Annotated in this window: 23 protein-coding genes; 15 read left to right on the top strand and 8 right to left on the bottom strand. The window is 39.8% G+C overall.

Going from position 1 to position 24013, the window contains the following annotated elements:
- The first annotated feature begins 12 nt into the window (after positions 1–12).
- The 10 genes from CSV68_RS07360 (at position 13) to CSV68_RS07305 (ending at position 7622) form a co-directional block, all read left to right on the top strand.
- On the top strand, positions 13–981 hold the full coding sequence (locus tag CSV68_RS07360; protein WP_099661799.1) for an LLM class oxidoreductase: 969 nt from the start codon (positions 13–15) through the stop codon (positions 979–981).
- 22 nt (positions 982–1003) lie between these two features.
- Entirely contained in the window at positions 1004–1219 is a 216-nt protein-coding gene (locus tag CSV68_RS07355; protein WP_085130816.1) for a DUF896 domain-containing protein, read from the top strand.
- Between the two features lie 30 nt (positions 1220–1249).
- The gene (gene hslO, locus CSV68_RS07350) at positions 1250–2113 is read left to right on the top strand and encodes an Hsp33 family molecular chaperone HslO (protein ID WP_099661798.1); all 864 of its coding nucleotides are present in this window, start codon (positions 1250–1252) and stop codon (positions 2111–2113) included.
- Between the two features lie 241 nt (positions 2114–2354).
- Positions 2355–2663: a DUF3784 domain-containing protein gene (locus CSV68_RS07345; protein WP_099661797.1), complete on the top strand. Its 309-nt coding sequence runs from the start codon at positions 2355–2357 to the stop codon at positions 2661–2663.
- Positions 2664–3126: 463 nt separating this feature from the next.
- A complete protein-coding gene (locus CSV68_RS07335; protein ID WP_099661795.1) occupies positions 3127–3528 on the top strand; it encodes a disulfide bond formation protein DsbD in 402 nt (133 codons plus the stop codon).
- A gap of 72 nt (positions 3529–3600) precedes the next feature.
- Positions 3601–4071 (top strand): hypothetical protein, encoded by a 471-nt coding sequence (locus CSV68_RS07330; protein ID WP_099661794.1) that lies wholly within the window; start codon positions 3601–3603, stop codon positions 4069–4071.
- Between the two features lie 375 nt (positions 4072–4446).
- Entirely contained in the window at positions 4447–4896 is a 450-nt protein-coding gene (locus tag CSV68_RS07325; RefSeq protein WP_099661793.1) for a hypothetical protein, read from the top strand.
- 431 nt (positions 4897–5327) lie between these two features.
- Positions 5328–6566, top strand: a complete 1239-nt coding sequence (locus CSV68_RS07315; RefSeq protein ID WP_099661791.1) for an NADH:flavin oxidoreductase/NADH oxidase family protein — start codon at positions 5328–5330, stop codon at positions 6564–6566.
- Between the two features lie 423 nt (positions 6567–6989).
- Entirely contained in the window at positions 6990–7157 is a 168-nt protein-coding gene (locus CSV68_RS17610) for a DUF3953 domain-containing protein (RefSeq protein ID WP_368665176.1), read from the top strand.
- Between the two features lie 18 nt (positions 7158–7175).
- Positions 7176–7622, top strand: a complete 447-nt coding sequence (locus tag CSV68_RS07305; protein ID WP_099661789.1) for a hypothetical protein — start codon at positions 7176–7178, stop codon at positions 7620–7622.
- An 88-nt stretch (positions 7623–7710) separates the two neighbouring features.
- On the opposite strand, the gene CSV68_RS07300 is transcribed toward CSV68_RS07305, so the two are convergent.
- From CSV68_RS07300 to CSV68_RS07290, 3 genes are all read right to left on the bottom strand, one after another.
- Entirely contained in the window at positions 7711–8769 is a 1059-nt protein-coding gene (locus CSV68_RS07300; RefSeq protein WP_099661788.1) for an acyltransferase family protein, read from the bottom strand.
- A 243-nt stretch (positions 8770–9012) separates the two neighbouring features.
- Positions 9013–11433, bottom strand: a complete 2421-nt coding sequence (locus tag CSV68_RS07295) for a Lon protease family protein (protein WP_158233503.1) — start codon at positions 11431–11433, stop codon at positions 9013–9015.
- 196 nt (positions 11434–11629) lie between these two features.
- Positions 11630–12367 (bottom strand): cyclase family protein, encoded by a 738-nt coding sequence (locus CSV68_RS07290; RefSeq protein WP_099661786.1) that lies wholly within the window; start codon positions 12365–12367, stop codon positions 11630–11632.
- Between the two features lie 184 nt (positions 12368–12551).
- Between CSV68_RS07290 and CSV68_RS07285 the strand changes: the two genes are divergently transcribed.
- The gene (locus CSV68_RS07285; RefSeq protein ID WP_099633404.1) at positions 12552–12764 is read left to right on the top strand and encodes an alpha/beta-type small acid-soluble spore protein; all 213 of its coding nucleotides are present in this window, start codon (positions 12552–12554) and stop codon (positions 12762–12764) included.
- A 405-nt stretch (positions 12765–13169) separates the two neighbouring features.
- Here the strand turns inward: CSV68_RS07285 and CSV68_RS07280 are convergent, their stop codons facing one another.
- Together CSV68_RS07280 and ggt are read right to left on the bottom strand one after the other, a co-directional pair.
- Positions 13170–15359: a YhgE/Pip domain-containing protein gene (locus tag CSV68_RS07280; protein ID WP_099633405.1), complete on the bottom strand. Its 2190-nt coding sequence runs from the start codon at positions 15357–15359 to the stop codon at positions 13170–13172.
- A 236-nt stretch (positions 15360–15595) separates the two neighbouring features.
- Complete coding sequence (gene ggt, locus CSV68_RS07275) at positions 15596–17350, bottom strand: gamma-glutamyltransferase (protein ID WP_199175014.1); 1755 nt, start codon at positions 17348–17350, stop codon at positions 15596–15598.
- A 382-nt stretch (positions 17351–17732) separates the two neighbouring features.
- Here ggt and CSV68_RS07270 point away from each other — a divergent pair, with 382 nt between their 5' ends.
- Positions 17733–18617, top strand: coding sequence for a D-alanyl-D-alanine carboxypeptidase family protein (locus tag CSV68_RS07270; protein ID WP_099633406.1), 885 nt, complete (start codon positions 17733–17735; stop codon positions 18615–18617).
- 80 nt (positions 18618–18697) lie between these two features.
- Here CSV68_RS07270 and bioA read toward each other — a convergent pair whose 3' ends face one another.
- Both bioA and bioD read right to left on the bottom strand, forming a co-directional pair.
- Positions 18698–20029, bottom strand: a complete 1332-nt coding sequence (gene bioA / locus CSV68_RS07265) for an adenosylmethionine--8-amino-7-oxononanoate transaminase (protein ID WP_233192885.1) — start codon at positions 20027–20029, stop codon at positions 18698–18700.
- A 16-nt stretch (positions 20030–20045) separates the two neighbouring features.
- Complete coding sequence (gene bioD, locus CSV68_RS07260; RefSeq protein WP_158233502.1) at positions 20046–20774, bottom strand: dethiobiotin synthase; 729 nt, start codon at positions 20772–20774, stop codon at positions 20046–20048.
- A 96-nt stretch (positions 20775–20870) separates the two neighbouring features.
- Here bioD and CSV68_RS07255 point away from each other — a divergent pair, with 96 nt between their 5' ends.
- Positions 20871–21437 carry a biotin transporter BioY gene (locus CSV68_RS07255; RefSeq protein ID WP_099633409.1) on the top strand — a complete coding sequence of 189 codons (567 nt, stop codon included), beginning with the start codon at positions 20871–20873 and terminating at the stop codon, positions 21435–21437.
- A 54-nt stretch (positions 21438–21491) separates the two neighbouring features.
- Here CSV68_RS07255 and fabG read toward each other — a convergent pair whose 3' ends face one another.
- A complete protein-coding gene (gene fabG, locus CSV68_RS07250) occupies positions 21492–22235 on the bottom strand; it encodes a 3-oxoacyl-ACP reductase FabG (RefSeq protein WP_099633410.1) in 744 nt (247 codons plus the stop codon).
- A gap of 215 nt (positions 22236–22450) precedes the next feature.
- On the opposite strand from fabG, the gene CSV68_RS07245 reads away from it, so the two are divergent.
- Together CSV68_RS07245 and CSV68_RS07240 are read left to right on the top strand one after the other, a co-directional pair.
- Positions 22451–22882, top strand: coding sequence for a BrxA/BrxB family bacilliredoxin (locus CSV68_RS07245; RefSeq protein ID WP_099633411.1), 432 nt, complete (start codon positions 22451–22453; stop codon positions 22880–22882).
- Positions 22879–23658 carry a class I SAM-dependent methyltransferase gene (locus tag CSV68_RS07240; protein WP_233190390.1) on the top strand — a complete coding sequence of 260 codons (780 nt, stop codon included), beginning with the start codon at positions 22879–22881 and terminating at the stop codon, positions 23656–23658. The genes CSV68_RS07245 and CSV68_RS07240 overlap by 4 nt, the downstream gene beginning before the upstream one ends.
- Positions 23659–24013 lie beyond the last annotated feature (355 nt).

The following is a 24013-nucleotide window of genomic DNA, read 5'->3' as shown; positions in this document are numbered from 1 at the left end:
GGTGGAGTGATAATGAATACATTTCAAACGCATCAAGGATTTGCTAGAACGTTCAAAGAAAATAAGTTAACACTTGGCCTGACATTTCCTATGGATCAAGTTGCCGATTATCGTATGCCGATGGATATAGCTGAGCAAATAAAGCTTGCGAAACAAGCTGAAGATGCAGGCTTTGCGGCATTATATGTAAGAGATTCACCTCTTTACGATCCGAACTTCGGGGATGCTGGCGTCAAGCATGATCCATTTCAACTCCTCGCTTATGTAAGTGCGCATACAAGTAAAATCGCGCTAGGCACGGCAAGTGTCGTCACGACATTGCGGCATCCACTTCACTTAGCAAAGTCAGCGGCTTCATTAGATGATTTATCCAATCAGCGCTTATTGCTAGGCGTTGCAACGGGTGATCGCCCGATCGAATTCCCAGCATTTAAAGTGAATCGAGACCAACGTGATGAATTGTTTAGGGAGTCTATCGACGTAATGAAAACAGTATGGAAAGAGTCTTTCCCTACGATCCAGTCGGAACGTGTTGGACTAGAAGCAGGCGATGTGATTCCTAAGCCACTATTGTCTAACATCCCGATTTTAGGTACCGGATATTCCGGACAAACGATAGAGTGGTTAGCTGAGAATACAGACGGTTGGATGTTTTACGCCCAAGAAGCAAATCGCCAACAAGAGCTGATTAAGCTTTGGCGTCAAGCGACAACTGAATTTAAGCCGTTCATACAGCCTCTAACTATTCATTTATCTGAGAAACCGAATACAGCACCTAGACCCATTCCGATAAAAGTCGGCTTCACATCCGGTCATCAGTTTTTAATCGATTATTTGTATGCATTGCAAGATATCGGAGTAAATCACGTCGTTCTTGCGATCCGTAACGAAGACCGTCCGGTAACGGAAGTGATACAGGAGCTGCAAGAATTTGTCGTTCCGCATTTTAGTGCACATAGTAAACTACTTATACGTAAATAATAAATGAAAATGAGGGAATTACATGATCAATCAATTAGGTCGTATTAATGAATTAGCTAAAAAACAGCGTGAAGAAGGCTTAACAAATGCCGAAGTAGTTGAGCAGACAGTATTACGTCAAGATTACTTGCGTGAAATCCGCGGACAAGTCATCGGTACATTTTCAGGTTTAACAGTCATCGATCCGCTTGGAAATGATGTCACACCCGAAAAATTACGTGAAACAAAGCTAAACTAAACGTTTAGGGCTATAGAAAGGGTGTATAGAATGAATGATTATTTAGTAAAAGCAGTGGCGTATCAAAATCAAGTGCGCGCGTACGCAGTGAACTCAACTACAACAGTAGCGGAAGCACAGCGACGGCATGCGGCTTGGCCAACAGCTGCAGATGCCCTGGGACGTTCAATGACTGCCGGTTTAATTCTTGGCTCTATGTTAAAGGGTGAGGAGAAAATATCAGTAAAAATTAATGGTGGCGGCCCACTTGGTACCATTATCGTGGATTCGAACGCAAAAGGTGAAGTTCGAGGATATGTCTCGAATCCCCAAACGGATGTAGAATTGAACGAAGTCGGAAAGGCAGTCGGAACGAATGGATTGCTAACAGTTTCAAAGGACGTAGGGCTGACGTATCCTTTCGTAGGACAAATCCCTCTCATTTCCGGGGAAATTGGAGAAGACTATACATCGTATCTTTCAAAATCTGAACAAACCGCATCCGCTGTCGGAGTAGGTGTGTTAGTAAATCCTGATAATACCGTTAAAGCCGCAGGTGGTTTTATTATTCAACTCATGCCGGGCGCAGATGAAGACGTGATGAGTAAGATTGAAGAACGGATGAAAGTAATTGCGCCACTATCTTCCATGATCCAGGAAGGGAGTACACCTGAACAAATACTTGAGCACGTGTTAGGTTCGGAACATGTTACCGTGTTAGAAAGTATGCCCGTTCAATTTCAGTGTCAATGCTCTGTAGAGCGCATCTCTAATGCAATTATCAGCTTAGGCAGCGAAGAAATTCAAGACATGATTCAAACGGATGGACACGCCGAAGCGAATTGTCATTTCTGCAATGAAACCTATCACTTCGATACCGAGCATTTGGAAGCGCTGAAAGAAGTCGCTTTATAATAAAAAAATGAGCACCTGTGTGAGAAACGAACATGTTTGTGTAAACATTCATGAATGTTCTTATACGGGTGTTTTTTAGATTGATTAAATGTGGGTACTGTGTTTGGACACGGAAAATAACTAGACTTTTATAGCATCATACAAAATAATTCATTAATCGAACTATTTCATGAAGGAATGAAACCTTTAAAACATTCATTCGTATGTAAAGTAAGAAAGAATATCGAAGCGAGGGATCGATATGATAATAACGCTACTAATTATTGGAGGATTTATGGGGTTAGGAATTATATTTATGAATGGCAAAGGTTCCATCCTGATTGCGGGCTATAACACTATGTCTCCAGTTGAAAAAGAACAGTATGACGTGGTTGCACTCTGCAAATTCATGGGTAAGATGATGTTCGCATTGTCGTTTAGTATGGTTTTTTGGTTACTCAGTGATGTGTACAATAACAACTCGTTGTTCTACTTTGGTCTAGTTTTATTTATAGCCATCGTCGCATTTATGCTTATTTATATAAATGCAGGAAACAGATTTTATAAATAGAAAAATCTCTACTTAAACAGTTATATGGGCGCTACTCTAGCACGAAGTATGCAAAAAGTCATAAGATCTTACATGAAGGGAAGCGATTTAATGTTTCTGTATTTCACGCTTTTTTCTGTATTTATATTTTCTATTGTAATTAGTGCGGTCGTTGGATTTTTATTTCATGAATTAAGTAACAAACTAGTTTCTTTCAAAGTATTCAGGTTGATCGTAGGAGCTGGCGTGTCCGTACTCGTAAGCGGTTTTCTAACTAAGTTATTACGCATAGACATCGGGTACATGTATATAGCTGCGATCGTGATGTCGGTCGTGTTATATGTCATTCTAGTTAGATCATTAAATAAAAGTGAGAAGTAGGGTTATTTATGGAAGCAGGCAGATTTTATCATTACGGATTAACGCCTATTCAATAAAAAATCCAAATAACGCTATAGCTTACATACGGAAGGCTGGTGTTTAGATGAATAAAAAATTGTTTAACACCATGGGATGGATATTACTTTTAGGAATAGGTGTTTCGTGGATCGCATTTGGTTATATAGATTGGTTTTTATTGATATTGCCGTTAACTTATATTTTCTTTTCCATTTCTGATGGTAGTATTAGTAAAATGAAAAATATAAAAAAGATTAAAGTTTCACAAATTATTTTAATCTTGATTGCATTTATTATCGCAGTAGGTATTGTGTTTGGTCTTATTCAACTAGCAAATATCTTGATTAATGACGTGTTGGGCTTAACTGGATGGATCAAGACACTTAGTCAGTTTATAGCTATTATACTTTCGTTAATTCCTATTCAATTAGCTTTTGGTAGTGTGATTTATAAAGTGATTGGTGATGTGAATTCTACAAAGGTATAATAAATCTTTAAAGATTCCACTCCAGCATCAGGTGTTTTTTTAGAATATGCGCACAATATGAGGAGTATGGTGATGGAAACGGAAGTTTTGTATTATAAGAAACTTGAAGGTACAGTACTAGCTATTGATTATATAGAGTGGGCTTTTACTATGTTACACAATCGAATGTCTACGCCATCTTTGAATATACTAGTTTCTCTAACAGAACCCTTGAATATATTTGAAGTAGAAGAGTACTTTAACAGAGCTTTATATGAGCCAGACATTACGGAACCCTCTTACGATGATAGTGCCAAACACTATGTACGATATTTGTTGAGACAAATCGTGGATGATCCAGGCTTAGCAATTGATAATGCTAATGAGGTGTACACAATTGCCCGAGATCATTTCCTTGGTGAAGAACACGATCGTTGGTATGAAGTAAGTGAGTTAATAGATGATTTTCTATACGGTGATAATAGTATAACCATCACTCGAGCATACTCGACCCAATTGATTGTGCAAGTATCCAAGCAACAATTAGACAATCACGCCTTTTAAGTAAACCAATGTTTGATTGTGGAAGTTTATGCTGCCTTTCTAAAAGGTAGCTTTTTTATTTACAAAAGTAGTCATTATTAGAAATGAATGAAATGATTATACTGTTTTACCAATTCTATATTCTTTGTTATTGTAAAAGAAGATTGCATGCTCAATGAATAAGTGTAGAAGTTAGTTATTGGGAGAAATTCATGAGCGAGTTAAAACCAAATATGATTTGCAGATTTGTCGGGAGATACGATTAAAGTTTTATTATAAGCTTGTTGATCGTTCCGTTGCCGAATACAATTCATGAATTTGAAATGGAGCTAAGTTGACTAAAAATGAAGATGGAAGATACCTTTTATAAAACTATATATTGAGTAGGGTGAAGTAATGGATCGGATTAAGGTAGGAAGTTATGTACTAGAAATAGATGTAAACCAAACAAGACAATTTTATGAAAAGCACCATTTTATCACAGAAGATTGTGACTGCAATTATTGCGCTAATTATATTTTAGCTTGTGACACATTCTCATCAGAAGTCAAACATTTATTTAATATACTGGGTATTGACCCCCGTAAAGAAGGTGAGATTTCCGAGTATATAGAAAATGATGATGGTACACATCTATATAGCGCACTTTATCATATTGTCGGTAAAATTATTGATAGAACGGAATTACAGCTACTGACAAATAGTGAAAAAGGAGTTTCGATACCTAATTGTGATGAGGTCGAAATAGATTTTAACGAAAAGGATTTAGATTTAGTTCCAGACGACTTTCCTAAGCCGACTGTTCAATTTGAAATACAATTAAATATTCCGTGGTTGTTAAGATAAGTAATGAAATCCGTCTATTCAATTTATTGGTAAAATAGACCATATCCGTTTCCAGAGAATTGAAATACCGCTATTGAAATCAGTAAAGAGGGAGTGGTGTGATGAAAATACTCAATATAGCATTACCAATCACAGTCATACTTGCAGGTATCATTATGCTAGTTACAAAAAGATTTGAATATATGATTTATTATATATTGTTACTTGGCGGTTTTACTCTATTTACATCCATAAGAGATATACGTAAAAAAGAAGATGAAGCTCAAGCCTACATGAATATCATAATTTTTGTACTACTTCTAATTCTATACATCTTTATTTTTGTATTAAACTAAACTACGCAATTATTGAATAAAGCTAATTCACCAAAAATAACTTGATGTCATAATGGCTTTTCTATAATACTTGAAAAATAAGGAGACAAACGATAAATGAATCAATCAAAGTCCGTGTTGAGTAATGCTCTACACCTTCCAAATGGAACCATCATTAAGAATAGAATATTTAAGTCTGCCATGAGTGAAGCTTTGGGGACGGCTCATCAAAATCCGAGTCCGGCCTTGGTGACTTTATATAAAACGTGGGCTGACGGGGGCGCTGGTCTTGTTGTAACAGGTAACGTTATGATCGACCGAAATGCTTTAGGGGAGCCAAATAACGTCGCAATAGAAGATGAACGGGATATGGAGATGTTAATGAAGTGGGCGAAAGCGGGAACTGAAAATGGAACCCACTTGTGGATGCAGCTGAATCATCCAGGAAAGCAATCACCGAAATTGATTTCAAAAGAACCTGTAGCCCCGAGTGCAGTGCCTCTTACAGGTGGGTTACAACGTTTCTTCAAGGAACCACGTGCTCTTGTGGCGTCAGAGATTGTAGATGTAATTAACCGATTTGGAGAAGCGGCGAGAATTGCGAAAAAAGCAGGCTTTACAGGTGTTCAAATCCATGCAGCACACGGCTATCTCGTTAACCAATTTTTATCTCCTTACCATAATCAACGTACAGATGAATGGGGCGGAACGTTAGTAAATCGAATGAGATTTTTGGAAGAAACGTATAATGAAATCCGTAAGCAAGTAGGAAGTTCTTTTCCGATCGGTATTAAACTTAACTCTGCGGATTTTCAAAAGGGTGGATTCACTGAAGATGAGTCTATGGAAGTTCTTCAAAGAATGTCCGAAATAGGGATGGATCTCATTGAAATTTCTGGTGGAAATTATGAAAATCCGATTATGATGGGGACAAATGTAAAAGAAACTACAATCAAACGTGAAGCATATTTTATGGACTATGCTAAAAAGGCTCAAAAATTAATCTCTACACCTATAGTAGTTACAGGCGGCTTTCGTACACAAAAAGGGATGGAGGAGGCGGTTGCGAGTGAAGAAATTGATATGGTTGGCGTTGCAAGACCTTTTGCCTTAGTGCCGGACTTAGCAAACAAAATCTTTACTGGCAGTTATGAAACCGTTGATGCAAAACCAATCCGAACGGGGATCAAACTACTAGATAAGAGTGCTTCCTTATTAGAGATTGGTTGGTATGAACAGCAGTTAGCAAGAATCGGTAAATCTAAATCTCCAAACCCTAACCATAATGTTTGGATATCTTTACTACAAAACCTTATAGGGAATGGCCGTAGTGTATTTTCAAAAAGACGCGCCTAGACGATTTCATAGTGGGGTGTAGTTTTTACCTATTCAAGAGTAATCGATATAAGAAATAACATAAGACAGATGGATTATACTTGTCTAATAAATTTCTAGAAAAGAAGTGGTATGTAAAAATGACGAAAAGAAAATTATACTGGACGCTGCTCATTCCTAGTATTTTTATATTTGCGATAGCAATCATTTTATTATCTGATAGCAAGAAAAATTATGCAGCATGTATCCCTTTTTTATTTTGGATTGTAAATTATAGTGTAATGAAAATCATGAAAATTAATACTTGAAATGATAAAGTGATCTATTATTTAGATCCGATTCTCAGATGGAGGTTTTTACATAGTGAATATACTAATTGTTATATTAGGAGTCATAGTAGCTTCTGTATCGAGTTATAGTTTACTGACCGGTGAAAATGTTACTATGCCGTATGTGCAAATTCTTTTGGCCGTAATGCTTGTACTTTTGGGATTCAGTCAATTAAAAGAAAAAAGAAAAGGGTTAGCGATATTTCTTTTCTTTGCAGCTGCATTTAGCCTATTCATAAACATCACCATCTTATTTAGATCATCGGCGTATGGGATATACTAACAGAAAAGAGGTGGAATGATGGAGTACTGGGATATAACGGAGAACCCTACAGATGATGTATATAGAAACCTGATCAACGTGCTTTGCGGTCATTCGGATTCATTTTATTTCGTGACACGGAAAGAACTTACGTATGATCAAGACATACTGGACCAATTCAAACCGTACACTTCGGAAACTTATAAAACGAATGAGTGGGCGAATACGATGACAAAAGGTCCGGCCGCAACCGCCTATATGATGGAGTCAAATGAAAAAACATGCGAGTTATTAAAACGCCACGCCAATACATTGTACGACTGGGTAGCTCCTCATTTACCTGAAGATTTAACTTTTATGAAGAATGGTTTTGCTTGGTTTTCCTGTACGACACATGAAGAATATAGCGGGTTTTCTATCCGCTCCGATTACTACAAAAATATAATGTGTGCTATAGAAGGTTTGAAAATACAAAAGACCGAGTAATTTATAACTGTATTTATAATAAAACACCTGTGCCACAAACAAACGTGAATGTGTAACCATTCATGAAAGTTTTGTGCACAGGTGTTTTTTACGTTATAGCTCGATCAGCAGTAGTCTTCTTCTGTGTGAATCCGCCAAGGAATAGCTTTCCATGAGGGAGAAACTTTTGGATAATGATCGAAACTGCAATGGGAACAAATAAACCGAATGCGGTGAACCCAATGACCCCATACGTAAAGTAGTCATTTAATAAAATATCTGTAAAGATGTGCAAGTACATGATAGTTAAAGAATGCTTTTCGATCCTTTGCAGCCAATTTAAAGATGATTTAGCTGCTATGAGTTGGAATGCGCCAACTAACACAACTGTGAAAGAAAGCGGGATGATCAAGTCTAAAACGAAATGGTCATAGCGTAAAAACTTCATACTCAAGTGATAGTCAATGACGTTATACTGATCGAGTGCTATCGCCGTTCCACTAACGAGCAACCCTGCGATTAACCATTTCATCGGAATATTCATCCAAAAACTCTTCAAATAATAGCCAAGTGAAAAATAGACGACTGCCATCAGTGCGACATCGATGTTCCAAATCATCGGAATCGTTTGCGCCGCAGTAGATGGAGCACCGCCAATGACATGCATCGCGAACAAACTTTCCAAGTGAGCGATACTATAAAAAACAGCTAAAATAATGAGTTGTTTTGTGCGGTTAAAGTATTTTGTCATCCATAAGAAAAACAAATATGTAAAGAATAGCGTCGTGACAAACCAGAATACGCCATAGGCCCCGCGTACAAAACGTCCCCCGACTACAAGTGTCCACATATCGTTTACATACCATGACAAGTCTGTATTACCCGAACCAATCTCTATCCCGTAACGGATCAGCGTAATGCTGACGAGGAAAAATAAATAAGGAACTATCAATTGCATAAAACGTTTTTGAATCGAGATTTTCATTAAACCTTTTTCAACTACGGGCTTAAAAAACAATCCGCTTAAAATGAAGAAGGCTGGCATGTGAAACCAGTAAATATACTTAACGAGTGGGACATCTAACTGTCCAGGATAATGTCCAATGACGACAAGAATCATTAAAAAACCTTTGGTGACATCTACCCAGGTTAAACGTTTCTTATTCATAATCAGGCTCCTCGAGAAAACTATCGTATATTCATTGTACAACCTTTCGATAGCTTTGAAGGAAATGTAACAGAATTGACTTGGAAATGTAAGCTGGTTGGAAATACATAGGAGGATTTCGGTGGTTTATTACGGATGACTGAATAATCTGATGAAATACAGTATTGTAATCAAAGAAAGGATCTGCACTAGAAATGCTCATGAAGCCTAACCTTCTCGAGCGTTTCATATGCAGATCCTATTTCAATTCTCTTGTTCTTTGGCAAATTCCATAAACAGACGTAATTTAGCTGCAGCTTTTCCATAGACGGTTTCTTTATCATAGTCACCATGTTCATTCGGATGTCCTGCCGGTATACCGGTTAATAGTTCGATTCCTTCTTCAATCGTTCGCACTTTATAAATATGGAACTGTCCACCACGAACGGATTCAATGACTTCATCATTCAGCATCAAGTTTTTTACGTTTTGGTGGGGGATGAGGACGCCTTGTTTGCCCGTTAAGCCTCTACTTTTACATACATTATAGAAACCTTCAATTTTCTCATTAACGCCACCAATTGGCTGAATTTCTCCGTTTTGATTGACGGAGCCAGTTACAGCTAATCCTTGCTTGATTGGAATTTCCGCCAAGCTTGAAAGAATCGCATATAATTCTGTGCTTGATGCGCTATCACCATCCACACCACCATAAGATTGTTCAAAAGCGATATGCGCAGTCAGTACTAACGGATACTTTTGCGCGAATTTTTGTCCTAAATAACCTCCTAATATATAAACTCCTTTATTATGTGTATTTCCGCTCATTTGGCTTTCTCTTTCAATATTGACAAAGCCTTTCTTCCCCATAAATGTAGTGGCTGTAATACGCGATGGTTTACCGAAATGATATTGTCCTAAATCATAGACCGCCAAGCCATTTACTTGTCCAATCTTTTCTCCGGTCGTATCAATTAAAATGCTGCCTTCGTCAATACTCGCTTGAATTTTTTCTTCATATAAGTTTGAACGATATCTCTTTTCTTGAATGGCTTTTTCTATATGTTTGGCCGAAACGAGGTCGTCTCCCATGATGCTTGCCCATGCATCCGCTTCATAAAGCAATTCTACTTGTAAATTAAAACGAGTGGATAATTTATTTTGATCGCCTGCGATACGTGAACTGTATTCAATAATTTTTGCCACAGCTGTCGGATCAAAATGCCGAAGTCCGTGTTTTTTACAATGGGTATGAATGAAACTCACTAACCCTGCAATATTATCTTGGTTGTATTTCATTTCCACATCAAAGTCTACACGGATTTTAAAGAGTTTACGGAAATCCTCATCGTGATGGTAAAGCGCTTGATAAATATCCATATTTCCAATAATAATCACTTTTACGTCAAGATGAATCGGGTCTGGGTTAACGGAGGCGGTAGCAATGATGCTCGCATGTTCACCTATATTTTCAATTTGTAATTTATGGATTAATAATGCTCTTTTTAAACCTTCCCATGCTTGGCTCTTCGAAAAAATATCTTTCGCTTGAATGAGAAGATACCCTCCGTTTGCCTCATGTAAATAGCCGGGTTTTATTTTCGTGAAATCAGTACTCATAACACCCATGCGGTTTTCATATTCCACTTTACCCATTAGGTTATAAAAGGTAGGATTATCTGCAGATATGACGGGCATGCCTGTAGTTTCGCTATTATCAACTAACACGTTTATCGTATATTTTTTTAGCGCTTGATTCTCGTCTTTGAACAGATTGCCTAGCTGTTTTTCATCCTTTTTAGATGGACTAGGTAAAAACGTGTGAAAGTTATTTACGAGATCTTTTCGTACTGCTTTAATATAGTGCATCACTTCAGGGCAGTCTTTATAATTCTTTTTTAATTCATCAATATGAAAATCGATGGTCGTAATGGCTGTTTGATGATCAAAGCCGGCTAAGGATTTCTTCAAATCTTGTTCAAAACGTAGTATCGTTTTCGTCGCTTCTAGAATAATTTCTTGTAATTTGGCAGATTTACTTTCAATGGCTGCGAGTTGTTCCTCATTTAATGCATTATAAGCTTCCTCACTTATAGGTTTTCCGTCTTCGCCCATCGGAATCGTAGCGATCGTGGAATCGGATTGTTTTAGTATAAATCCGTTCTCTGCGGCTACTTCATTGGTCTGTTTATATACTTCGTCCATTTGATCTTTATACTTTCGAATGATCGATGAACGATTCTTTAATCGATTATCTTCATTAAAAGAAGTGGGAATATCTACTTTTAAATCCTTCAATAGGTCTTCCATCGATTTTTGAAGTTGCTTACCGAATCCAACAGGGAGTTTTAGCACTTTAGGTTTGTACTCATCTTCAAAGTTGTTTACATAACACCAGTCAAAGAGGGTAGTTTCTTTCTCTGAAAAGTCATGTACGACGGTAGTGACAAACGACGTTTTTCCCACACCTTCAATCCCTGCAACATATAGATTATATCCAGGTTTATTCACGTGTAGACCAAAATTCATCACGGACCGCGCGCGTTGTTGCCCAACGATATTTGTCAGCTTTTCCACTTGTTCTGTTGATTCGAATGAAAATATCGAGTAGTCTACCACTTTTTTTAGATCTGATGGTTGTAACTCTGCTTGTAGTTTTATGGAATCTTCATTGAAGTTTGCCAAATAACTCACCTCACTCATTTTTGCTTACTATTCAGTACATACCCTTAATGTGATTAATGCACGCAATAATCAGATAAATAATTACGTGAAAATAGAAATTTTACATTACCGAAGTTTTAGATTTCAGCAACCTTTATATATGAAATAGAAAAGGTCTTGCGAACGCTGAAATGCGCACAGCAACACCTTTTAGTATTTACGGCAATATCGCAAAACTGCGGACGGGAAAACCAGAAGCTTTTTCGGGTTTCGGCATAATGTTGAAAATCACGGCACCTTTAGCAGGCAATTGGTCGAGGTTCGTCATCAACTCCACTTGATAGGTATCTTGCTCCAATACAAAATATTCTCCGCGGAGCGCTTGGTGCTTTTGGAAGTCCATCGCTGAATCAGTATCGAATGTTTCGTGTCCAACTGCTTGTATACCGCGTTCATTGAATAAAAACTCTAGTGCCTCTAATCCCCAACCAGGGATGCGGTTATTCCCTTCGGTGTCTTTATTGCAGAAAGCTTCATGATCTGGCCAACGCTTACTCCAATCCGTGCGCAATGCAACGAATGTGTCTGCTTCAATTCGGCCATGCTGTTCTTCAAATGATTTAATGTCTTCTATAGTTACTGTGAAGTCATGATCTTCTTGTGCTTGTTTAGAGAAATCCATTACGACTAATGGTAATACAAGTTCTTTTAGCTCGAGCTCATCGAGATAGCGTGTATCGCGTACGAAGTGAATCGGTGCGTCGATATGTGTTCCATATTGACCCGCCATTTTGAAGCTCTGAGCAAAGAATCCATCATCGTGCGTGAAGAGTGTTTCGAATTCTGCTGCGTCAAAAGCAGAAAAGTGAGGGGAATCGGGTCCGAATGTGTGGGTCAAGTCAACCCATTGTGTACTTTTAAGTAGTTGGATTGCTTGTTGAAGTTCATTTGTCATGTAAGTTCCTCCATATGTATGTTGTTTCTATAGTATGTTTATTCAAAAAGAAAGTCAATATGTGTTGATGTCGGTAGTAGAACTATGGTTAAACCTTTGAAGTAATTGCTTTAAAAACTTTTTTACTCTCGATGTATGATATTTCGAAAATTGCTCATTCTATTGTCAGAAGGAGGTGGACAACATGCCAAACAACAACAGCAACAGCAACTCAAACCAACTTTTAGTTCCAGGCGTACAACAGGCGATCAACCAAATGAAGGAAGAAATCGCTAACGAATTCGGTGTAAACCTTGGACCAGACTCCACATCGCGTGCCAACGGATCCGTCGGCGGAGAAATTACAAAGCGATTAGTGCGTCAGGCTCAATCACAAATGAACGGTTATACGAAGTAATCGGTTCTAACCAGCTAAATTAGCATGTGAAAAATCAATGTCACTATACGCTTTGATTTCTCAAAAATCAAAAGACGACGATTCATTCGAACCTGAATGGATTGTCGTCTTTTTGTATTGAAAGTGATGCTTTTACAAATAAAGATAAACTTGTTTAGAAACATCGAGGTTTTAATTTTGAAATTCAACGGGTTCAACAGGATACTTTTTATAGTGGGAATCTCCAGACGCGCTGAAATATTATATATTAGTTAACACGACGTAAAACCTCCTTACCAATGTAGGGAGGTTTTTTGTGTTGCATATTATTTCCGTTGAATATCATATAAATCACCATAACCGAATGCTGCTATAGAGCGGTCAAAGAAACACTTTTTACTCAGCAGACACATTATATGCAACAATTTAATGAAATAGATCGGTTTCACGTGATTTCGCTAAAAGATGATGGGTTGCTTTATTCATTTTTTCTTTGAATACTATACCGAACGTAATGAATACCAATCCAACTACTACTAAAAACAACAGATCCTTTATAGTTCGGGCCCAGACGATTCCTCCAACGGACTCTCTCATCAAGTCAATTGCGTATGTGAAAGGTAGGAAAGGGTTGATCCACTGGAAAAATGAAGGTAGCAGCATAATCGGATACGTGCCACCAGATCCTGCAATCTGCAGCACGAGTAAGACAATGGCCATTGCTTTGCCAACATCACCGAACACCGAGACGAGCGTATAGACGATCGACATGAATACAATACTAATTAATATCCCAAACAAGAAAAATGCGATCGGCTCTTTGACGGTTACACCAAGAAGTAGGATATCGCCGGTCGTCACGATCAACGTCTGTATGCAGCCGATCAAACCGAATGTAAAAAGCCGGCCTACATAAATTTGTCTAGATGTAAATGTTCCTTCCCTGCTAATGTCTGTAGAGAGTAAGGAAATTAATAGTAAACAACCGACCCAAATGGAAAGCACCGTATAAAAAGGTGTCATGCCGGTACCGTAATTTTTGATCGGGAACAGCTTCGTTTCATTTAATACAATCGGTTCCTCAAAGAAGCTCCGCTCCGCTTGTGGATTATTTTGCAGTAAGTCGATGATTTCATTAATATCTGTCGTACCTTGAATATCCTCAATACGATTTGCCAGTTGGTTCACTTTCTCGTAGACATATGGGTATTGGTTTAACGCGCTCTCGACTTGCTGTTTACCTTGCGTCAAGTGTTGATCAGCACTAGTTAATGTTTGTTGTACTTCGGGAATGGCGTTCTGTACTTCAGTCAGCAACGCTTTGGCACTAGTTAGTGTCTTTAATGCCTGGGCAATTTCTTTGCGAATGTAAGGTTCTATCGTGTCGGTGTATTCTTTTAGGAATGAATCGGCTTTCATGGAAGTGTTCTCGGCAATCTTTTGCAAATCATTTATACTATTGCGTAGCCGCTCTTCTTCACCTTGCATAAGTGAGTCCATTGTACGTGCATTTTGTTGAATTTCATTTAGTAGATTTTTAAGATTGTCGACTTTTAGTAATGCCGCGTCTATTGGCTGGGAGAGAGTGGCATCTGTTGCATTCGCTTGTTCACCATTCAATTGTTCAGCTACATTCTTTATGTTCTGAAGGTCTTGCTGAAGTCCTTCTAGTTTTTCGATACTGCCAGTTAGACGATCGTCAACTGCTTGTTTCGTGCGATTCCATTCAGTAAAGTCAGGTGATAGTTGCTGAATTTGTTTGAGAAAATCATTGGTTTCATTCGTAATAGCAGTGATTTTCTCCACATCCGCTGTAATACGTGGTGCAGCTGCTTGTAGTCGGTTCTGCGCTGTTGTCAGCTGATCCAACGTATCATTAATCGTTTTCAGTCCTGAATTCGTAGTTCGTTTCGCTTCAGGCAGTAACTGTTGGGCTTTGTTGATAATTTGTTTCGCAGAGTTGGCATCAGTTACAATTCCTTCCAGTGTCTTGTGAATCGCTGGTAATTGCTTTTGAATGTCGAAGATGTATTGCTCGAATTTCTTGATATCAGGTAAATCTTTCTCGATTTCTATTCCAAGTTCATTAAACAAATCGAGTACCACACCATTGACTGTAGAGATAAAACGGCGGCTTACTTTGTCTACAATGACAGAAGCGCCTTTTTCCGTAATTTTAGGTGCGATAGAATTCAATTTTTCATTGACGAAATAATGGATTTCCGCTTTTTCAGGCTCTCCTGAAGTGACTGTCGCAAGTTTGCTAGAGAAGTCTTTTGGAATAAAAATCGCCGCAAAATAGTCACCGTATTCTACGCCGTCCATTGCTTCCTCACTTGTAGTAAATGACCAATCCATCTCTTTATTATCTTGTAAAGTATTTATTAGTTCTTTACCGACATCAATCTGTTTGTCACGCACCATCGCGCCTTCATCTTCATTGACAATCGCGACAGGTAATTGGTCGGTATGGGCATAAGGGTCCCATGTTGCGTAGATATTCAGCCATGCATATAAAGACGGTAAAAAAGTTAACCCGCCAATCAATAGGGCAGCTACCCAGTTTTTACTAATATGCTTCAAATCCAATTTAAAAATATTCCAGCTTGTTTTCACGATTTACCTCTTTTCCAGTAACGCTTTTTATTAGCTATTATGCCCATAACACTGGAATTCAACTGATTTCTTTTATGATTTTAAAATGTATTTCTGCGTCTAGGTTAGGAAGCCAAAGATTGGTACAGAAATGCACAGGAATATTTTCCGCACGAAAGATGTTTCACTAAAAAAAGCACCTTGTCCCTAGCTGATATAGCAGGGAATAAGATGCTTTTTCTATAATAGTTGGTAATTTATTTACTTACACCAATTGCGGCTCCATTACGGCTGGAATCAGCAACGCCTTTATAGACGCCTTCCTTTTGATCGATTAGAATACTTTGTACATTCCCGATCGTAGTCGGCTTGTCACCAAATTGATGACCGAGTACACGTAAGTAATCCATTGTTTGTTGTGGAATCTCGCTTTCATAACGATAGGTTGATGTGCTGTTCGTATAGATTCTAGGCTCTTCTACAGCGGCTTTTAGCTCCATACCATATTCAATCGAGTGAATAATCGTTTGCAAAACAGATGTGATAATTGTCGGTCCACCGGGGGAACCAACCGAGAGAACCGGCTTGCCATCTTCAAATACGATAGTTGGTGTCATGCTACTGAGTGGACGCTTATTCGGTTCTACTTGGTTCGCTCCGCCTGGTACTGCGTCAAAGTCTGTTAGTTCGTTATTTAGGACAATTCCGTAACCTGGCACCATGATTCCGCTACCAAATAGTTGTTCAATAGTTGTCGTGTTAGAGACAACATTGCCCCATTGATCCGTTACAGAGTAGTGCGTCGTTTCACCGAGTTTGTCTGGGGCAGGCTGTACTGTAGCTACAGTTGCATTCGGTTTATTTTCATACTTCCATGGGTCGCCAGCTTTTGGATCTTTCATCATGTGATCCAAGTTGATCAAGTTCGTGCGTTCCTGGATATATTGTGGATTCAATAGTCCTTTTAGTGGAACATCGACAAAATCAGGATCTCCAGCATAGATGGCACGGTCAGCATATGCGAGGTGCATAGTTTCCGCAAGTAGGTGATATTTCTGCCATGATTTTACGTTATATTGGGAAAGATTGAAGTGATCCAGAATACCAAGCATCTGAAGAAGGAAGACGCCTCCAGAGCTAGGGGGTGGCATGCTAGCAATTTGATAGCCTTTGTAATCGCCCCAAATGGGATCGTCCATCGTAATCGCGTATGTACGTAAATCTTCAGGTGTCATAGTGCCGCCATATTGTTGTACTGCGCCCGCGATAGCTTGTGCAATTTCTCCTTTATAGAATACATCTGTACCTTGGTTTTTAATTAATTCAAATGTTTTCGCCAAGTCTTTTTGTACTAATAGGTCACCTTCGCGCATAGGCTTGCCGTCAGGTACGAATATTTTTCCAGACTCTTTGAAAGCTAGTTTCAACTTATTTTCTTCAATAGCTTCCGCTAATACCGAGTCAATGGGGAAACCGTTTCGAGCCAAGTCAATTGCAGGATCAATTAATTCAGACATTGGAAGAGTACCAAAGCGTGAAAGTGCTTCCTCTAGTCCTTTTAACGTTCCTGGGACACCGACTGAATTTCCACCTTCCACTCGTTTAGAGAAGGGGATGGGTTCGCCTTTATCATCTAAAAACATGGTAGGAGTAGCTCCTGCTGGTGCGCGTTCACGGCTGTTGATGATCTGTGTTTTATCCGTGTTGGCATCATAATACATGAGGAATCCTCCGCCACCAATACCAGACATCATAGGCTCTGTCACGTTCAGTGCAAATTGGATAGCAACAGCGGCGTCAATCGCATTCCCGCCATTCGCTAATACATCGGCACCGACTTTCGATGCTAATGGATGCGCTGTCGTTACCATACCATCAAGTCCAGTTGCTACTTGACGATAATTTGAATAGTCCGTATCCCAATCACTAGCAAGTATAATTCCTGGTAATGTACTGAATAAAAGTAAAAAACTCAATGGAAGCACTAGAATCCAATTCAATCGTTTCTTCAATCACTTCACCCTTTCAGAAATGTTTTTACTTTATCCTAGCAGTCGCTCTCCTTTCCAATTAAGTTAGATTATCACATTCTAATAGCGTGATAGCCTGAATAGTTAGATTATAGCAAACGCTTACATATATAAGTAGATTATATTTCGGATTTCGAAATTCAGTTCTAAAGTAGTTAGCGAGCGACGAAGTTTCTAGTAATAAATAACCTACTAGCGGTCTGCCGATTTTCTACTAGGGAAACTAAATGAAACCATTTCACTAAAAGTAGAGCATGTTTTCTACAGTTAATTTATTTTGTTATTCTTCATACAATCTTAAGAAACGTCTGCTACCATTCTTCAGACTTCTCCTTCATAATGAATAGTATAGGCGGGTGTATACATGAAGAAATTACTACTGGTGTTACTCATCTGTTTGGGGATCTATGCGGTTGTTACCCAATGGAACGATGTGCAATTGATTGATGAAAATTGGAGTGCCTCGTCGAAGGCCATGATTCTCTTGAATGCACATACAGGTGAGGTGTTATATGAGAAAAATAGTAACAAACCATTACCGATTGCTAGCATGACAAAATTAATGACACAATATATCGTTTTGAATACGATCAAAAACGGCACGATTTCCTGGGAAACTACCTACCAACCAAGTCCCACCGTGATGGATATGGCACAGTTCGCTAGCGCTGCGAAGCTCGGCATGAAAGCGAATGAAAGTTATACAGTACGTGAACTATTTACAGCGATGACGGTCATTTCAGCAAATGATGCAGCGCTTGCGTTAGCTGAAATTGTGGCAGGGACAGAAGAGGATTTCGTTGCGATCATGAATGAACAAGCACGTGCGTTTAAGCTAAAGAAAACTGTTTTCTATAATCCACATGGCTTAGATGGCAATTATCTTGGCAGGGGTGACGATAAAAACAATTTGGCAACCGCTCATGATATGGCAGTGATCGCTGACCGACTCATCGCCACGCATCCTGAAGTATTGGAATTCGCCAGTATGACGCACTTCATGTCTGATGAAGGAATGAAGATGTGGAATACGAATTTATTGTTGCCTGGTATGCGTATGCAAATGGCTGGCATCGATGGATTAAAGACTGGATATACCGATGCGGCAGGTTCGTGTTTTACGGGCAGTGGGGTATTCAATGGAGAACGGGTGATTTCCGTATTAATTGGAGTAGAGGAAGTAGATGGCGATGTAACGGAACCACGTTTTAATGTAACTAGGGAAATGGTGGAGCGGTTTGTGAAGTGATAATTAACTTATATCTGTTTTAAGAAAGACTGCGCTAGAAACGATGATGGTTTCTAGTGCAGTCTTTATAAATTTTGTAGTTATTGCTGAATACTACTCATAGCCACCAATTCTTCTGTCACTGCTTGAATACCTTCCGTCATTAGAGCAACCATTTCTGCTAACTGTTCATTTGATGTAGCAAGAGGCGGCATCAGGACAATGACATCCCCGAGCGGCCTTGTCAGCAAACCGAGCTTTCTCATTTCCAGTGTAGCTCGGTAAGCTACACGGCTTTCTAATGGGAAAGACTCTTTTGTGTGCTTGTCTTTCACGATTTCAATTCCGCACATCAAGCCACATTGTCTAACATCTCCTACATGTGGAAGTTGCTTGACGTCCACTAGCAATTCCTTAAGCAACATAGACTTTTCCTCTGCCTGCTTTACCAGTTGCTCTTTCTCGAATATTTCCAAGTTAGCTAGCGCTACTGCACATCCGAGCTGGTTCCCTGTGTATGAATGTCCATGGAAGAATGTTTTCATTTCTTCATATTCTCCATAAAACGCATCGTAGATTTCTTCCGTCGCAAATGTTGCGGCGACTGGCAAATAGCCCCCTGTAAGTCCTTTTGCTACAGTCATGAGATCGGGCTGGATTCCTTCATGCTCGACAGCGAACATTTTCCCAGTGCGTCCGAAACCGGTAGCTACTTCATCGACAATCAGTAAAACGTTAAATTCATTGCACAATTGTTCAACGCCTTTTAAATAACCTGCTGGCATTGTATTCATTCCGCCAGCTCCTTGAATCATCGGCTCAAGCACCATTCCTGCAATTTCTTCATGGCGTTCTTCAAATAACAAACGCAGTTCCCGTAGACTTTCATCTCGCACGATATTCTCATCACCTGAAGGGTGGCGGTAAACGGATGGGAATGGAATGACGAGTGCATCAAATAATAGGGAAGTATAGACTTTATGATACAGTTCAATCGAACCGACACTCATCGTCCCGACCGTATCACCGTGATATCCGTTGCTAACTGTCACAAAGCGTGTTTTTTTCTCGAGACCTTTATTCTGCCAATACTGATACGACATCTTCACCGCTATCTCAACAGATGTCGCGCCACTATCCGAGTAAAACACGCGGGTCAATCTTTCGGGAACTAATTTCACTAATTTCTCTGCCAGCAAAATTGAAGGTATATTTGCAGCCCCGAGTAACGTTGAATGCGCAATGGACTGCAGTTGAGTTTGGATGGCTTCATCTAATTCCTTTTTTCGGTGGCCATGTACATTTAGCCACAAAGAGGAATAGCCATCCAAATACGTTTTGCCATGTATATCCGTCACTGTCACGCCTTCTCCGCTTGCAATGATGAGCGGATCTTTCTCGTAATCCGACATCTGTGTAAATGGCAGCCACATATATTGCTTGCTTTTCTTAAGTAATTGATTTGCTTCCACTCTGTAACGCCTCCTCTAAAATTGTATAATCCCATTCTTCGTAGCATGTCTTTTTCTTTTCCGAATCCATCAGCGTTTCTTGAATGTCTTTCTGATAGGGAATGATCCCAATCACTGGGATACCGCTCAGCTTATAGATCATTTCCACATTGTCTTTGATGATATGTGGGGAGTCTTGCGCCATATCATTGAATAAAAGTCCTGCGATTCGAATCCCTCTTGCTTTCATTGCTTCGATTGAAAGGAGTGTGTGGTTAATCGTCCCAACACCCGCTCGTGCCACTAATACCACAGGTGCCATCAATTCTGCCAGCCAATCAATCATGCAATACCCTGCTGAGGTTAGCGGAACATATAGCCCCCCAGCTCCTTCTACTACGATGCCGTCATACCTTTCACTATGCTTCTTCACCGTTTGTGTCAGTCTATTAATATCGATTTGTACGTCTTCCAAACTGGCAGCCAAGTGAGGCGAGCAAGGTGTAGTGAATAAATAGTCGGGGGAGAGTTGTTCTTTGTCCGATGCCATACCATAGGTCATACTATCCGGCGCCGCAAAGCTGTCATTGCGTAAAATCGCCCCTGTTTGGATAGGTTTAAACGGGACGAAATTCCGACCGTTCGTAGATAAAAATTCACTGAGTAACACAGTGGCTACGGTTTTTCCGGCATCAGTATCTGTTCCAGTAATGAATAATATCGACACGTTATAAACTCCTTTTAAAAATATATGTTAACTAAATACTAAATTATGTTAACATATAAATTGTGAGACAACAATAGAAAGTAGGAGGATTAGAAAATGAAAGCAAAAGAACTTGTACTTTGCGCATTATTTGCGGCATTGATGGGGGTGGGAGCGAACATAGCGCCTCTACTGACGATTGGAGGTGTGCCCGTCACGCTTCAGTTGCTATTTGCAATATTGGCAGGGGGATTACTAGGTAGCCGATTAGGGGCCTTGTCTATGTTTGCGTATTTATTTATTGGGTTGGCAGGTGCTCCGATTTTTGCACAATTTAAAGGGGGACTCGGTAGTTTCATTAGCCCGACGTTTGGTTACATTATTTCCTTTATCTTTGTAGCTTATTTCGTAGGGAAGTTTTTCGAGCGTAAACCATCGTGGTTTAGTTATGCGGGTGCAGGTTTTCTCGCAATAGCAGTGAACTACATAATCGGTACGAATTATATGTATTTTGCGTATGTATACTGGGTAGAAGCGCCTGCTGGCTTCAGTTATGCACTTGCTTGGTCTTGGATGGTTGCGTATTTACCACTGGATATCGGAGTTACGATTCTGTCTATTCTATTGATTCCTAGACTGCAAAAAGCTATTAGATTCAAGCCTCTAAGCAAGCGTTTAACATAAAAAATATACCTGTGTGAGGACAATCGAGAAGTTCTCACGCAGGTATATTTTCACTTACACCATCAAAAATCCGCCACTGACACTAATACACTCTCCGTTAACAAAACTCGAATCATCTGAAGCTAAAAATGCAACCACTGAAGCAACTTCCGCAGGGTCACCCATACGACCCGCCGGCGTTAACATCGTCGCCATTTTCTTTACATCATCCGGCAAATCTTTCGTCATATCGGTATTGATCTGTCCTGGTGCAACCGCATTGACCGTTATCTGCTTAGCACCGTTTTCTTTAGCTAGCGTTCGAGTCAAACCAAGTACACCTGCTTTTGATGCACTGTAATTTCCTTGTCCCATGTTGCCCCAGCTGGAAGAAGAGGAGACATTGACGATCTTACCGTACTGTTGTTTACGCATTTGCGGAATGACCGCTTGGCACGTATAAAACATGCTGTTGAGATTAACGTCCAGTACAGAATGCCACTGCTCGGGCGTCATTTTATGGAAAAATGCATCCCTCGTTATACCTGCGTTATTGACCAATATATCGATCTTGCCGAACTTCTCGTAAATCGTAGAGAACGTTTTCGAAACATCTTCTGGATCGGCTACGTTGCACTTCATAGGGTAGACGTTCTCACCTGAGGCATACAACGCCGAAGCTGTTCGTTCCAATTTTTCGAAATTGACATCTAAAATGATTACTGTTGCCCCGTCATTGAGTAAACGTGCGGCTATCTTCTCACCGATTCCTTGTGCTGCACCTGTTACGACCGCGATCTTATCTAGTAATTCCCCCATATTTCACACTCCTTATCATTTTTATAGAATAGTAAGATTACTTTACCATAAATGAATGATGATTCATATAGTCGATTATTCACCTAGAGAATATTAGCAAATGCAATAATCTAGCATCCGCCAACTCAATCACGTGAAATAATTCCTTCTATCCTTTACTATTGAAGTCAGTACGACGTAAAACACTTAACCCCACGAAAGGCGGAGATATTCAAATGAACGCTTATGATGAGTACATGCGCGGAATCGTTACACCGATGCGCGAAGAACTAACGACTGCAGGATTTACAGAACTAACAACGGCTGATGAAGTCAACGATACGCTTAAAGACTTGGAAGGTTCAGCGATCATCATGATCAACTCGGTATGTGGATGTGCAGCAGGTTTAGCACGTCCAGCAGTACGCGAGGCAATAGAAGAAGTAAAACCGGATCACCTATTTACGGTGTTTGCTGGACAAGATAAAGAAGCGACGGAAACATTCCGTTCGTACTTCCCAGAAATCCCACCAAGTTCACCATCCATCGCAATTTGGAATGAAGGCAAAGTGGCTTACTTTATTCCACGTGAACAAATCGAAAACTTCCAAAAAGATCAAATTAAAGAACATCTCGTCGACGTCTTAACTAAAGTTGTTGCTCAGTGAACGTGATTATTACGACAGCAGGACGCCCAGATGAACAGTCCACTGTACTGATGCATCAAGCAGCGGACGCGTTACAGGCACCTGTCGTCGAACGGAAAAAGCGGTCTATCCCTACACTCCAAGACATCTATCAAGCGGATGTCTTAGTGGCGGGGAAGGACCGCTATTCGTTTTACAAAAAAGACGGTACCGAACCGTTCTTCTTTCATCCGAACTCTGCCACCTATCGCCTGAAACGTATTCTAAAAGGCGAAGCAGATCCACTCGTGGTGGCGGCTGATCTAAAGCTAGGAGACTCTTTCCTCGACTGTACGCTCGGTCTAGGCTCCGATGCGATTATTGCAGCGAGTGCTGTGGGAGAACAAGGATCAGTTGAAGGGATCGAAGCGGACCCAATCATCGCGTTTCTCACCCAAGTCGGATTGCACAATTTTCCGATCGACTTTCCACTACTACAAGAAGCGATGAGACGGATCCAAGTCATTCATGCGGAAGCTGTAGAGTTCTTGAAAACTTGCGAAGCGAACTCACGCGACGTCGTATTCCTCGACCCGATGTTCACGACACCGATTGAAGAGTCTTCCAATTTTGAAGTGCTACGGGAAATTGGCGTGACGGATACTGTCACTGAACAATGGGTTACAGAAGCTTTGCGCGTATGTAGACGACGAGTCGTACTGAAAGATCACTACCAGTCACCGATGTTTGAACGCTTCGGCTTTATTCAGCAAATTCGCCCATATACGAAAGTACATTATGGTGTGTTGGAGAAATGAAATGGGCTTTAGCGCGCTCTCATTTCTTTACGTAACGACTAACATAGAAAAAAGACTGTATAGCTTTTTATTAAGCCATACAGTCTTTTTGTGTTTTTTACATAACGCCAGTCTGTTGCGTCTAAAGGGCGTTCTTCGCTTTTGAATTAGTGCGTGAAATTAAGGGAGCTCAAGTACAAAGTCAATACAAGCATACCAATACCTAGTAGAAAGTTAACATCCATTGTTGCGACCTCCTTTATATGTAGCGCGTTAATTGAAATCCGCTTAACTTGCAATCAGAGAACATTTTGTGAATATTGATGATTGAAGTTTGACTTTATTGTACAATGAAATAGTAAAAGATGAAACCTTT

It is taken from the genome of Sporosarcina sp. P29 (assembly GCF_002743265.1).
In the GTDB taxonomy this organism is placed as follows: domain Bacteria; phylum Bacillota; class Bacilli; order Bacillales_A; family Planococcaceae; genus Sporosarcina.
Note: the sequence above shows the minus strand (reverse complement) of the source record. Positions and strands in the feature narration are given on the sequence as shown.

Coding starts and splice junctions, on each gene's coding strand:
- CSV68_RS17610 (WP_368665176.1), top strand. CDS start 6,990: ATGCCGTATGTGCAAATTCTTTTGGCCGTAATGCTTGTACTTTTGGGA.
- fabG (WP_099633410.1), bottom strand. CDS start 22,235: ATGGGGGAATTACTAGATAAGATCGCGGTCGTAACAGGTGCAGCACAA.
- CSV68_RS07345 (WP_099661797.1), top strand. CDS start 2,355: ATGATAATAACGCTACTAATTATTGGAGGATTTATGGGGTTAGGAATT.
- CSV68_RS07290 (WP_099661786.1), bottom strand. CDS start 12,367: ATGACAAATGAACTTCAACAAGCAATCCAACTACTTAAAAGTACACAA.
- CSV68_RS07300 (WP_099661788.1), bottom strand. CDS start 8,769: ATGAATAAGAAACGTTTAACCTGGGTAGATGTCACCAAAGGTTTTTTA.
- CSV68_RS07355 (WP_085130816.1), top strand. CDS start 1,004: ATGATCAATCAATTAGGTCGTATTAATGAATTAGCTAAAAAACAGCGT.
- bioA (WP_233192885.1), bottom strand. CDS start 20,029: ATGTGGCTGCCATTTACACAGATGTCGGATTACGAGAAAGATCCGCTC.
- CSV68_RS07335 (WP_099661795.1), top strand. CDS start 3,127: ATGAATAAAAAATTGTTTAACACCATGGGATGGATATTACTTTTAGGA.
- CSV68_RS07245 (WP_099633411.1), top strand. CDS start 22,451: ATGAACGCTTATGATGAGTACATGCGCGGAATCGTTACACCGATGCGC.
- CSV68_RS07360 (WP_099661799.1), top strand. CDS start 13: ATGAATACATTTCAAACGCATCAAGGATTTGCTAGAACGTTCAAAGAA.
- CSV68_RS07285 (WP_099633404.1), top strand. CDS start 12,552: ATGCCAAACAACAACAGCAACAGCAACTCAAACCAACTTTTAGTTCCA.
- hslO (WP_099661798.1), top strand. CDS start 1,250: ATGAATGATTATTTAGTAAAAGCAGTGGCGTATCAAAATCAAGTGCGC.
- CSV68_RS07325 (WP_099661793.1), top strand. CDS start 4,447: ATGGATCGGATTAAGGTAGGAAGTTATGTACTAGAAATAGATGTAAAC.
- CSV68_RS07330 (WP_099661794.1), top strand. CDS start 3,601: ATGGAAACGGAAGTTTTGTATTATAAGAAACTTGAAGGTACAGTACTA.
- CSV68_RS07270 (WP_099633406.1), top strand. CDS start 17,733: ATGAAGAAATTACTACTGGTGTTACTCATCTGTTTGGGGATCTATGCG.
- CSV68_RS07255 (WP_099633409.1), top strand. CDS start 20,871: ATGAAAGCAAAAGAACTTGTACTTTGCGCATTATTTGCGGCATTGATG.
- CSV68_RS07315 (WP_099661791.1), top strand. CDS start 5,328: ATGAATCAATCAAAGTCCGTGTTGAGTAATGCTCTACACCTTCCAAAT.
- CSV68_RS07305 (WP_099661789.1), top strand. CDS start 7,176: ATGGAGTACTGGGATATAACGGAGAACCCTACAGATGATGTATATAGA.